At 35.6% G+C, this 11,348-nt stretch carries 12 protein-coding genes; 9 read left to right on the forward strand and 3 right to left on the reverse strand.

Going from position 1 to position 11,348, the window contains the following annotated elements:
- Nucleotides 1–51: 51 nt before the first annotated feature.
- Complete coding sequence (locus STRDD10_RS01160; protein WP_067192428.1) at nucleotides 52–816, reverse strand: nucleoside phosphorylase; 765 nt, start codon at nucleotides 814–816, stop codon at nucleotides 52–54.
- A gap of 134 nt (nucleotides 817–950) precedes the next feature.
- Nucleotides 951–1,337, reverse strand: coding sequence for a DUF6556 family protein (locus tag STRDD10_RS01165; protein ID WP_067192429.1), 387 nt, complete (start codon nucleotides 1,335–1,337; stop codon nucleotides 951–953).
- Nucleotides 1,338–1,583: 246 nt separating this feature from the next.
- Here STRDD10_RS01165 and STRDD10_RS01170 point away from each other — a divergent pair, with 246 nt between their 5' ends.
- From STRDD10_RS01170 to yghU, 7 genes are all read left to right on the forward strand, one after another.
- Entirely contained in the window at nucleotides 1,584–2,726 is a 1,143-nt protein-coding gene (locus tag STRDD10_RS01170; RefSeq protein WP_067192432.1) for a cysteine desulfurase family protein, read from the forward strand.
- A 1-nt stretch (nucleotide 2,727) separates the two neighbouring features.
- Complete coding sequence (thiI, locus tag STRDD10_RS01175) at nucleotides 2,728–3,942, forward strand: tRNA uracil 4-sulfurtransferase ThiI (protein ID WP_067192434.1); 1,215 nt, start codon at nucleotides 2,728–2,730, stop codon at nucleotides 3,940–3,942.
- 203 nt (nucleotides 3,943–4,145) lie between these two features.
- Entirely contained in the window at nucleotides 4,146–6,386 is a 2,241-nt protein-coding gene (gene recJ, locus STRDD10_RS01180; protein WP_067192437.1) for a single-stranded-DNA-specific exonuclease RecJ, read from the forward strand.
- A 44-nt stretch (nucleotides 6,387–6,430) separates the two neighbouring features.
- A complete protein-coding gene (locus tag STRDD10_RS01185) occupies nucleotides 6,431–6,943 on the forward strand; it encodes an adenine phosphoribosyltransferase (protein ID WP_067192439.1) in 513 nt (170 codons plus the stop codon).
- Between the two features lie 202 nt (nucleotides 6,944–7,145).
- Nucleotides 7,146–8,090 carry a homoserine O-acetyltransferase MetA gene (gene metA / locus STRDD10_RS01190; RefSeq protein WP_067192442.1) on the forward strand — a complete coding sequence of 315 codons (945 nt, stop codon included), beginning with the start codon at nucleotides 7,146–7,148 and terminating at the stop codon, nucleotides 8,088–8,090.
- Between the two features lie 9 nt (nucleotides 8,091–8,099).
- Entirely contained in the window at nucleotides 8,100–8,777 is a 678-nt protein-coding gene (locus tag STRDD10_RS01195; protein WP_067192444.1) for a DnaD domain-containing protein, read from the forward strand.
- Between the two features lie 106 nt (nucleotides 8,778–8,883).
- On the forward strand, nucleotides 8,884–9,669 hold the full coding sequence (gene yghU / locus STRDD10_RS01200; RefSeq protein ID WP_067192447.1) for a glutathione-dependent disulfide-bond oxidoreductase: 786 nt from the start codon (nucleotides 8,884–8,886) through the stop codon (nucleotides 9,667–9,669).
- Nucleotides 9,670–9,974: 305 nt separating this feature from the next.
- Here the strand turns inward: yghU and STRDD10_RS01205 are convergent, their stop codons facing one another.
- Nucleotides 9,975–10,157, reverse strand: a complete 183-nt coding sequence (locus STRDD10_RS01205; RefSeq protein WP_001117401.1) for a 4-oxalocrotonate tautomerase — start codon at nucleotides 10,155–10,157, stop codon at nucleotides 9,975–9,977.
- A 113-nt stretch (nucleotides 10,158–10,270) separates the two neighbouring features.
- Here STRDD10_RS01205 and STRDD10_RS01210 point away from each other — a divergent pair, with 113 nt between their 5' ends.
- Entirely contained in the window at nucleotides 10,271–10,870 is a 600-nt protein-coding gene (locus STRDD10_RS01210) for a thymidine kinase (RefSeq protein WP_067192448.1), read from the forward strand.
- A 17-nt stretch (nucleotides 10,871–10,887) separates the two neighbouring features.
- On the forward strand, nucleotides 10,888–11,340 hold the full coding sequence (locus STRDD10_RS01215) for a GNAT family N-acetyltransferase (RefSeq protein WP_067193004.1): 453 nt from the start codon (nucleotides 10,888–10,890) through the stop codon (nucleotides 11,338–11,340).
- Nucleotides 11,341–11,348 lie beyond the last annotated feature (8 nt).

An 11,348-nucleotide genomic window follows, 5' to 3' on the forward strand; every position in this document is an offset into this window, starting at 1 on the left:
CTTTTTTGGATATTTTATTATAGCCACTTTAGCAGAGATTTATATAGATAGTTACATTTCACTTGCAATCTCTAAACAAATTTTTAAAGCTTGTTCGAAAGCTTTAACTCCCCAATTACGGCTATCATAGTGATCAAGTTCGGCTAAGGAATCTGCGGTGAAAAGGAGTTCTCCCCATAGTACCTTCCGAAGTTGTGCAACGGCAGCTAAGGCAGCACATTCCATTTCTACGACTGCACATCCTTCCTTGATTCGATACTTTACCTTAGAAATTGTTTCTCGATAAAAACCATCTGTTGACCAAGTCATAACACGCTGGAAGGGAATTTCTTTATCTTGTAAAACTTTTATTATTGTTCTAATTGCTTTCGGATTTACGTCCATATAACGTGATGGAGCAGCATAGTGGTAGCTAGTTCCTTCATCCCTCAAAGCCCTTGTTGGAATTAGAAAAGCATTTTCTTCTATATCAATCAAGGATCCACATGTTCCAGTGGATATAATTTTTGAGACCCCATAACCGATCAACCAGTCCAAGAATTGAGCTGCTGCGGCAGCCCCCACAGGAGCTTGCGCTAGACAGATAGGCTCTCCTTTGTAGTTAATGACAAATACTGGATAGTTTTTGGTAGCAGATACAAATTCTCCTACGCGTTTAGCCTCAACTTTTTTAGCATAGCATTCAATTTCATCTTCTAAAAAAGCGAAGACACATTTTTTAGGTAACTGTATATTTAGTCCTTCGTGATTTGGCATAATCACCGCTAGCGGATTATCATCAAATTCTAAGATGGGAAATTCATGTTGGTGAATCATGGCATAATCTCCTTTATTTTTTATACTACTCTACTATAATGAAATGAAAAACTAGAATATGAGGAGTGAAAGAACACAAAAGGGCTAGAAAAGACTAGCAGATTCCTTTATCTAAATTTTGGGGGATGTAGAAGTTATTGGGAATCAGTAACAGTAGCTGAACTTGATTCGGTTACAGTATCTTGAATACTGCTTTGTGACAGAGAAGTGCTACTGGATGAGGGAAGTGTTTCAGATTCAGTAGATTCTTGAGCACTAGTTTCAGATTGTTGGGTGTTGTCGGTAGAATTTTGAACTGTTCCCCCTTGTTGAATGATAACTGTGCTGGTTGTTGTTTCTTTTTCTGATTTATCGGTATTGCCCTTTAGCGCATTATTTATCGTTATGGAAGCTGTAATTAATCCTAGAATACTTCCGAGAATAGCAAGAGTTTTTTGAAAGGCATTAAGACCTTTAGAAATTTTTTCCTTAGCTTCTCCTTTATTTCGTTTTGGTTTTGATGAACGTGAATAAGCTGACATAATACCCTCTCTTTACTGTATTAATGATTTAGATTACTATTTATAATAGTGCTATTATACACTATTATCAGAAATAATGCTGGATTTTTTTCGAAGCTTTAATTGAAAATAGCTATAAATCTCCCTTTATGGTAAAATGGAAGGTAAGACAAATTATCGAACAGAATTTAGCGAGATACTTTATAAGAGCGTGTTTGATGTAGAAGACTCAACATTTAGAAAAGATATAGAGGAAAGAGTGATTGTATGATTTATTTTGATAATGCAGCTACCACTAAACCCTATCCTGAAGTTTTGGATACCTTTGTTCAAGTTTCTAGTAAAATCACTGGAAACCCGTCTAGTTTGCACCGCTTAGGGGAACAGGCCAATCGTGTATTGGAAGCTTCTAGGAAACAGATTGCAAATTTAATCGGAAAAGATGTTACTGAAATTTATTTTACATCTGGTGGAACAGAAGGTGATAACTGGGTAATAAAAGGGATAGCACTTGAAAAAATGACTTATGGGAAACACATTATTGTTTCCTCTATCGAACACCCCGCAGTCAAAGAATCTGCTGTATGGCTTAAAAAATTGGGATTTGATATAGATTTTGCACCAGTTGATACTGATGGATTTGTAGATGTAACAGCACTTGCAGATTTAATTCGTCCCGAAACAATTCTAGTTTCAGTCATGGCAGTCAATAATGAGGTTGGGTCAGTTCAACCAATTAAAGAGATATCGGATTTGTTATCAGACAAACCAAGCATTTCTTTTCATGTGGATGGCGTACAGGCGTTAGCTAAGATTGAAACAACTCGTTATCTAACAGCTCGAGTTGATTTTGCTAGTTTTTCTAGTCATAAAATTCATGGGTTACGTGGCGTCGGATTTGTGTATATAAAGTCTGGAAAACGACTCAATCCGCTCTTGACGGGTGGTGGGCAAGAAAGTGACAAACGTTCGACTACTGAAAATGTTGCTGGTATAGCTGCTACTGCAAGAGCCTTGAGGATTTCAATGGAGAAACAAAAAGAGTTTGAGAAACGAACTAGGCAAATGAGAGACTTGATAAGGGAAGAGTTGATGAAATTTGAGGATGTGTTCGTCTTTTCCAATATTGAGAATTTTGCTCCTCATATATTAACGTTTGGGATAAAAGGGGTTCGAGGAGAAGTCGTTGTCCATGCGTTTGAAGAATTTGATATTTTCATTTCTACTACGAGTGCCTGTTCCTCAAAAGCTGGTAAACCGGCAGGAACCCTAATTGCAATGGGGATTGATAAAAATAAAGCTCAGTCAGCAGTTCGCTTGAGTCTAGATTTGGAAAATGATATGGGTCAGGTAGAGCAATTTTTAACAACTTTTAAACTAATTTACGAAAAAACAAGAAAAGTGAGATAAAATGAATTATTCAGAAATTATGATTCGTTATGGTGAGTTATCGACTAAGGGTAAAAATCGGATGCGATTCATTCATAAACTAAGAAATTCAATTCAGCAAGTACTAAGCATCTACCCTGAAATAAAAGTTACAGCCGATCGAGATCGCGCGCATGTTTTCTTAAACGGGGCAAGTTATGAAGCAGTTTCTGCTTCTCTTAAGCAAGTGTTTGGGATTCAAAATTTCTCACCCGTTTACAAGATTGAAAAGTCTGTTCCACATTTAAAAAAAGCAGTCCAAGATATTATGAAATCGATCTATACTGAAGGGATGACATTTAAGATTTCAAGTAAAAGAAGTGATCATAATTTTGAGCTAGATAGTCGTGAATTGAATCAAACCCTTGGTGGAGCTGTTTTTGAGGCGATTCCAAATATTAAAGCTCAAATGAAACAACCTGATATTAATTTGCAAGTTGAGATTCGAGAGGAAGCGGCTTACATTTCGTATGAGACGATACGTGGAGCTGGAGGATTACCTATAGGAACTTCTGGGAAAGGGATGCTAATGCTATCTGGTGGAATTGATTCACCAGTTGCAGGCTATCTAGCTTTAAAACGTGGTGTTGATATTGAAGCAGTTCATTTTGCAAGCCCCCCATACACTAGTCCAGGTGCATTGAAGAAAGCTCATGATTTAACTAGAAAATTGACTAAATTTGGTGGGAATATCCAGTTTATAGAAGTTCCTTTCACAGAAATTCAGGAAGAGATTAAAGAGAAGGCTCCCGAGGCTTATTTGATGACGCTGACGCGACGCTTTATGATGAGAATCACAGACCGAATTAAAGAAGTCCGTGGTGGTTTGGTGATTATCAATGGTGAAAGTCTAGGACAAGTAGCTAGTCAGACATTAGAAAGTATGCAGGCAATTAATGCTGTTACAACAACACCAATCATTCGCCCTGTTGTTACAATGGATAAATTGGAAATTATTGAGTTGGCACAAAAGATTGATACTTTTGAAATCTCAATTCAGCCATTTGAAGATTGTTGTACAATTTTTGCTCCAGACCGTCCAAAAACGAATCCAAAATTAAAAAATGCAGAACAGTATGAATCACGAATGGATGTTGAAGGACTTGTGGAACGTGCAGTTGAAGGTATTAAAATTGTAGAAATTACACCAAAAGAAATGTCAGACTCAGTGGATGATTTATTAGAGTCTGTCTTGTAAGTTAACAAATGTAATGCGCTCAATCTAAAAATAGCCGAAGTCTTACTTTGTAGATTTCGGTTGTTTTTATCATGTTACTATTCTGATATTTTGTATAAAATGTTTGAGAAATAAAGAGACATAGAACTTCACTATCCCTTAATATGGTATAATGATTTGGTTGGATTTTCATTTAAAATGAAATTAAGTAGATGGAGATTGGAATGATTACTTCTAAATTTGAGTGGCAATTAGCTACAACCTCAAAAAACGAAATATTTGTAGAAGAAGCCAAAAAAATAGGTTTACCTCAAACTGTTGCGGAGCTATTCTTAGAAAGAGGGATTGAAAGTGTAGAAGAAGCACAAGCCTTTATAGATCCTACTTTAGATAGTTTACACGATCCTTATCTACTCCATGATATGGAAAAATCAGTTGAACGAATTCGACAGGCAATTGAGGCGAATGAGCAGATTCTAATTTACGGTGATTACGATGCTGATGGCATGACTTCAGCTTCTATCTTGAAAGAAACGTTGGAGCAACTTGGTGCGGAGTGTTTGATTTATCTTCCGAACCGCTTTACAGATGGTTACGGACCAAATAGTAGTGTTTATAAATACTTTATCGAACAACATGCAATATCATTAATTATTACAGTAGATAATGGAGTATCGGGCTTTGATGCTATAAAAATGGCACAAGATAAAGGGGTTGATGTTATTGTTACAGACCATCACTCTATGCCAGAAAAATTGCCAGAGGCTTACGCAATTATTCACCCTGAACATCCAGAAAGTACCTACCCTTTTAAGCACCTTGCTGGATGTGGGGTTGCTTTTAAATTAGCATGTGCTCTATTAGAAGAAGTTCAACTAGAATTGTTGGATCTCGTAGCTATCGGAACCATAGCTGATATGGTCAGTTTGACAGATGAAAATCGCACACTGGTTAAAGTTGGTCTAGCAGTTTTACAAAATACTCAGCGTGTCGGCCTGCAGGAATTGTTATCAATCGCTGGAATTAAGCAAGCAGAGGTTAATGAAGAAACAGTAGGTTTCCAATTGGCGCCACGTTTAAATGCTTTAGGACGTTTGGATGATCCGAATCCAGCGGTTGATTTGTTGACAGGTTTTGACGATGAAGAAGCTCACGAACTAGCTGTCATGATTGATCAAAAAAATGAAGAGCGAAAAGAAATCGTTCAATCAATTTATGATGAAGCAAAAACGATGATTGATACAGAAAAAACGGTTCAAGTTTTGGCAAGAGAAGGATGGAATTCAGGTGTATTAGGCATTGTTGCAGGAAGGCTTTTGGAAGAGTTAAACCAACCTGTTATTCTCTTAAATATAGAAGACGGAGTTGCTAAAGGGAGTGCTAGAAGTGTAGCAGCAGTTGATATCTTTGATGTTTTAAATGAGTATCGGGAGCTTTTTATCTCCTTTGGTGGACACTCAGGTGCAGCTGGGATGACTTTAGCAGTTGAACAATTGACGAAGCTTTCTGAAGTACTGCATCAACATATTGTTGAAAATCAATTAGATTTGAAGCAAAAGTTACCACTTATCATTGATGAAGAATTAAAATTAGCAGAACTTAGTCTTGATACACTCAAGAATTTAGAAAAACTTGCTCCTTTTGGGATGGACAATAAAAAGCCTGTTTTTTTGATTCGAAATTTTAAAGTAGTACAAAGTCGCACTCTGGGAGCTGGAAATTCACATTTAAAATTAAAAATATCTCAAGACGGTTCTGAATTTGAAGTCTTAGCCTTTGGTCAAGGTCATTTGTTAACGGAGTTTTCGCAAGTTAAAAATTTGGAGCTAGCTGTTAATCTATCAGTCAATCGATGGAACGGTCAGACTACATTACAATTGATGCTGGTAGATGCTAGAGTAAATGGTGTGCAGCTTTATAATATTCGTGGGAAAAACATAGCTTATCCAGAAGGTATTTCAATCCTATCATTTCGTTCGATTGAAAAGTTACCAGATTTAACAGATAAAAATGAAATAGTGTTAGCTGATATACCGGAAGACATAGATAAAGTAAAAACGGTTTTTCAAAATTATCATTTTAAAGCTATTTATTTTAAAAACGAAATAGTAAATGCTTATTATTTAACGGGGTTTGGAACACGTGAGCAATTTTCTAGGTTATATAAAACGATCCATCAATTTCCGGAGTTTGACATCCGGTATAAAATGAAGGACTTGGCTACTTATCTTCATATTCAAGAAATTCTATTGGTGAAAATGATTAAAATTTTTGAGGAATTGAATTTCATAAGAATTGATGATGGGGTTATGACGGTAAATAAAGAAGCGAAACGTAGAGAAATTTCCGAAAGTACTATTTATCAAGATTTGAAAAAAACAATAAAAAATCAAGAATTGATGGCTTTAGGGACAGTTCAAGAAATTTATGATTTCCTAACGGACAACTCAGCAAAAAAATCTTGATTGTGTTATAATAGAGAGTAAAAAATTTTTAAAGAAAGAATCTTATGAATTTAAAAGACTATATTGCAACTATTGAAAATTATCCCAAAGAAGGGATTACCTTCCGAGATATCAGCCCTTTGATGGCAGACGGGAATGCATACAGCTATGCAGTACGTGAAATCGTACAATATGCGACTGATAAGCAAATTGATATGATTGTAGGACCGGAAGCCCGCGGATTTATAGTGGGATGTCCAGTAGCTTTTGAGCTTGGTATTGGATTTGCACCAGTTCGTAAGCCAGGCAAACTTCCACGTGAAGTAATTTCAGCTGATTATGAGAAAGAGTATGGCATTGATACTTTAACAATGCATGCTGATGCTATTAAACCAGGTCAACGTGTTCTTATCGTCGATGACCTGTTAGCTACAGGTGGTACGGTAAAAGCAACTATCGAGATGATTGAAAAATTAGGAGGCATCGTTGCGGGTTGTGCCTTTCTGATCGAACTTGATGACTTAAAAGGTCGTGAAGCAATTGGTGATTACGACTACAAAGTTTTAATGCACTATTAAAGTTGTAAATGCTATTTCATCTATATTGAGTGATAGAGTCTAGTGGTTAAGGAAAAATCGATTAAATATAGTTTTGAACTATAACTAGATAAAGAAAAACCATAATTGTAAACTATAGCCTTCTGTTTTATAATATAAAGTAAGAACTTTTAGGTAAAGGAAATAATTTTTGCTTATCTTAAATATTTAGATAGGAGACTATATGCCAATTACACTTGACAAGAAATTACCAGCAGTTGATATATTACGGTCGGAAAATATATTTATCATGGACGACCACAGAGCTTATCATCAAGATATTCGGCCGATGAATGTTTTGATTTTAAATCTTATGCCAACTAAGGTCGCTACAGAAACGCAGTTGCTACGTTTGTTGGCCAATACACCTTTACAGCTGAATGTAGAATTTCTTTATATGACTAGTCATGAATCGAAAAATACGGCGGCTGAGCATATGGAAGTATTTTACAAGACATTTGATGATATAAAGAATAATCATTATGATGGTTTAATTATAACTGGTGCACCAGTTGAAAAACTTGCTTTTGAAGAAGTAGATTATTGGCAGGAACTAAGTCAAGTGTTTGAGTGGTCTCGCCGTCATGTCTATTCAACACTTCATCTCTGTTGGGGAGCACAGGCAGGACTTTATTACCGTTATGGAATTGAAAAAGTAGGCTTATGTGAAAAACTATCAGGAATTTATGAACAACGGGTCGAAAATGCAAAAAGTCCTTTGATGACAGGATTTGATGATAGCTTTTTGGCTCCTCATTCTCGCTATACAGATATTCCTATTGAAAATGTATTAGAAAAAAGCAATTTACAGGTATTGGCACGAGGTGAGGAAGTTGGGTTATCTATTTTAGCAAGTAGGGATATGCGTGAAGTATATAGTTTTGGACATTTAGAATATGATCGAGATACTTTAGCAAAAGAGTATGAAAGAGATGCACTAGCAGGCCTTAATCCCTCACTTCCAGTTAATTACTATGATGATGACAATGTTCTGAAGCAACCACGAATGAGGTGGAATCTAGCAGCAGCAACTTTCTTTAGCAATTGGATAAATTATGCTGTTTATCAAGAAACTCCTTATCGATTAGAGGAGCTGGAAACAGATATTTCATATTATGGCTATCTATAAAGGAAACAAATGAGTTTTGTAACAAATTATCAGTCAGGTAACTTGGTTCTACCAAGTGCCTTGCTTTTTCATTTTAAGGATATTTTTAAGCAAGCAGAGGATTTTCTAGTCTGGCAATATTTCTATCTTCATAATACGACATTGGTTGGTGACATTGCTCCTAGTAAAATTGCTATAAGTATTGGAAAAACTACTTCTGATGTGAACCAAATCATTAATCGTTTGACGACAGAGGGATTGTTGCTAGTAAAAACGATTGAATTAGATGGGGAAGTAGAGGTTCTTTTTGATGCTTCACCTGTTTTAGAACGTTTAGACAAAATTGTTGAATCAAAAAATGTAGACAATATTCATAAAGCTCCTAAAAATAAATTGAAAGATCTAATTGAGACCTTCCAACAGGAACTTGGTAGACTCTTAACTCCTTTTGAAATTGAAGACTTGACCAAGTTTGTTCAAGAAGATAAGGTGGATAGTGAGCTGATTAAAGCTGCACTTCGTGAAGCGGTCTTTAATGGCAAAACTAGTTGGAACTATATCCAAGCTATTTTAAGAAATTGGCGCAGAGAAGGAATCACGACAGTATTGCAAGTGGAACAGCGAAGAGAAGAACGAGAACAAACTAATCCACAAAATGTGACGGTTTCAAAAGAATTTTTAGATGCTATGAATCTGTGGAAGGATTGATTGTCGTTTTTATATGCTAGAGAGTATTTGTTGGTAAATAAGGACAAATAGTTCTTGATTTTGTGTAAAAGTTTGATAAGAATAAAAAATAAAATGGAGGAATCAGATGTCTGAGTATCAATTACCCAAAGTATGGTCTGCAGAAGATAGTAATCAAGGACGTTTTTCTGGAATTAACCGTCCAACTGCAGGAGCACGTTTTTTGCAAAATTTACCTGTTGGAGAAGCTGACTTACAAGTTTATTCATTAGGAACACCTAATGGAGTTAAAGTCACGATTTTGTTAGAAGAATTACTTGAATTGGGACTTCCTGCTACATATGATTTATATAAAATCAGCATCATGGATGGGGAACAATTTGGGTCAGATTTTGTTAAGGTTAATCCGAATTCTAAAATTCCTGCATTATTAGACAGATCAGTTGAGAAACCAATTCGTGTTTTTGAATCAGCAAACATTTTGTTATATTTAGCAGATAAATTTGGTGCTTTCTTTCCTTCGGATCTAGCTGCTAGAACTGAGGTATTAAATTGGCTATTTTGGCAAACAGGTGCAGCACCATTTGTAGGTGGTGGTTTTGGTCATTTCTTTCATTATGCACCTGAAAAATTGGAGTATCCGATTAATCGATTTACAATGGAAGTCAAACGCCAACTTGATTTATTAGATCAAGTGTTGTCTGAGAATCTTTTCGTAGCTGGTAATGATTATACGATAGCTGATATAGCTATATGGTCATGGTATGGTCAATTGATTAATGACAAAGTTTATCCAGGAGCACGTGAGTTTTTAAATGCAGAATCTTATCGTAATCTTAACGACTGGGCCCAAAAGATTTCAGAACGTCCTGCTGTCAAGCGAGCTCTTGAAGCAAATTATAAAAAAATTTAACTTTTAGTTTTTTATCAACTTGTAGTGGGATCAAGCAAAGATTCACTCTGGAGAGGACAGGTTTCGTCTTCTCTTTTTTTGATGTTGAAAGTTATTAAAATCCTTTTTTAAAGTTTTAAAAGTATCAGAAGTCAAAAGCATTTCGTTTGATAACTTTGATTGGTAATTATTTTCTATCCTCTCTTTTTCTAATGATGGTTTTTAACTTTTCATTTTAGGTTTATGGAATTTTTCATACAAGAAAATAGGCTCCACAATTCCTACAGTGGACTGACCCACTGCAGAAATTATAGAGTCTAACTCCTTTATTTTGTTCGCATCTCACCCTGTGGGAAATAGGTTCCCTCTGGCATGTCGTTGATAATAACATGAACAGCTGATTGGGGCGCTCCAGTATTACGAACAACAGCTTCTGTAACTTCTTTAGCGAGAGCTTTTTTTTGCTCTAAGGTACGACCTTCAAATAAGTCAATTCGAACAAATGGCATAAACAATCCTCCAATAGTTTTTCTTCTATTTTACCACATTTTGTCGTTTAAAGCTTTGGAAAATTATGTTATACTAGAATGTAGCAAAAATTAGAAATGGATATAAAGAAAGCATGGCACAGTTGTATTACCGTTATGGAACCATGAATTCAGGAAAAACCATTGAAATTCTGAAGGTCGCTTATAATTATGAGGAACAAGGGAAAGGTGTCGTGATTATGACCTCAGCTTTAGACACCCGTGATGGTGTTGGTTATGTTTCTAGCAGGATTGGAATGAAGCGAAAAGCAATTGCTATTGAGGATACTACGGATATCTTTGGTATGATTCAAAAACTATCTGTAAAACCTTACTGTGTCTTAATTGATGAAGCACAGTTTCTCAAACGTCATCATGTATATGATTTAGCCCGTGTTGTTGATGAATTAGACATTCCTGTCATGGCTTTTGGACTAAAAAATGACTTTCGTAATGAACTCTTCGAAGGTTCGAAACACCTCTTGCTTTTAGCAGATAAGATTGATGAAATTAAAACGATCTGTCAATATTGCTCCAAGAAAGCGACCATGGTTTTGCGAACTCAAGCGGGGATGCCAGTATATGATGGAGAGCAGATTCAAATAGGAGGGCATGAAACCTACATTTCAGTTTGCCGTAAACATTATTTTGCACCAATGATAGCATCTAACAAGGAGCAAAACTATGACAATTGAACTTAAAAGATGTTGCAATGGGAAATTATTTTGATATTTTGAATTTGGATGTCAAGTCATATCAAAAACAATTCATTGCAACCAGCGCAATTAGTTTAGCTGAAGCATATATCTACACTAAAAATGGAGATTTTGTAGCACCATTGGCAGTTTATGATAATGATGCAATTATAGGTTTTGTGATGATAGCTTATGATAAAAAGATCGGAATTAGTAGTGGAAATTATTTACTATTTCGTTTTATGATTGATAAGGATTTTCAAAATCAAAGATATTTTAAACCAATTATGGATAAAGTACTGGACTATGTTCGGACAGCGCCAGCAGGTTTAGGCAATAAACTTTGGTTGTCTTATGAACCAGAAAATGAACATGCAAGATCTTGTTACCTCAGTTATGGATTTAAAGAAACTGGGGAAATATTTGAGAACGAAGTAGTAGCAATCTATGATTTAATAATTGAGAAATAAGGAGAAAA

This window comes from Streptococcus sp. DD10, assembly GCF_001578805.1.
Lineage (GTDB): Bacteria > Bacillota > Bacilli > Lactobacillales > Streptococcaceae > Streptococcus.

What these genes read in the sequence shown, in the direction of transcription:
- STRDD10_RS01160 (WP_067192428.1), bottom strand. Translation starts at nt 816, where the DNA reads ATGATTCACCAACATGAATTTCCCATCTTAGAATTTGATGATAATCCG.
- STRDD10_RS01165 (WP_067192429.1), bottom strand. Translation starts at nt 1,337, where the DNA reads ATGTCAGCTTATTCACGTTCATCAAAACCAAAACGAAATAAAGGAGAA.
- STRDD10_RS01170 (WP_067192432.1), top strand. Translation starts at nt 1,584, where the DNA reads ATGATTTATTTTGATAATGCAGCTACCACTAAACCCTATCCTGAAGTT.
- thiI (WP_067192434.1), top strand. Translation starts at nt 2,728, where the DNA reads ATGAATTATTCAGAAATTATGATTCGTTATGGTGAGTTATCGACTAAG.
- recJ (WP_067192437.1), top strand. Translation starts at nt 4,146, where the DNA reads ATGATTACTTCTAAATTTGAGTGGCAATTAGCTACAACCTCAAAAAAC.
- STRDD10_RS01185 (WP_067192439.1), top strand. Translation starts at nt 6,431, where the DNA reads ATGAATTTAAAAGACTATATTGCAACTATTGAAAATTATCCCAAAGAA.
- metA (WP_067192442.1), top strand. Translation starts at nt 7,146, where the DNA reads ATGCCAATTACACTTGACAAGAAATTACCAGCAGTTGATATATTACGG.
- STRDD10_RS01195 (WP_067192444.1), top strand. Translation starts at nt 8,100, where the DNA reads ATGAGTTTTGTAACAAATTATCAGTCAGGTAACTTGGTTCTACCAAGT.
- yghU (WP_067192447.1), top strand. Translation starts at nt 8,884, where the DNA reads ATGTCTGAGTATCAATTACCCAAAGTATGGTCTGCAGAAGATAGTAAT.
- STRDD10_RS01205 (WP_001117401.1), bottom strand. Translation starts at nt 10,157, where the DNA reads ATGCCATTTGTTCGAATTGACTTATTTGAAGGTCGTACCTTAGAGCAA.
- STRDD10_RS01210 (WP_067192448.1), top strand. Translation starts at nt 10,271, where the DNA reads ATGGCACAGTTGTATTACCGTTATGGAACCATGAATTCAGGAAAAACC.
- STRDD10_RS01215 (WP_067193004.1), top strand. Translation starts at nt 10,888, where the DNA reads ATGGGAAATTATTTTGATATTTTGAATTTGGATGTCAAGTCATATCAA.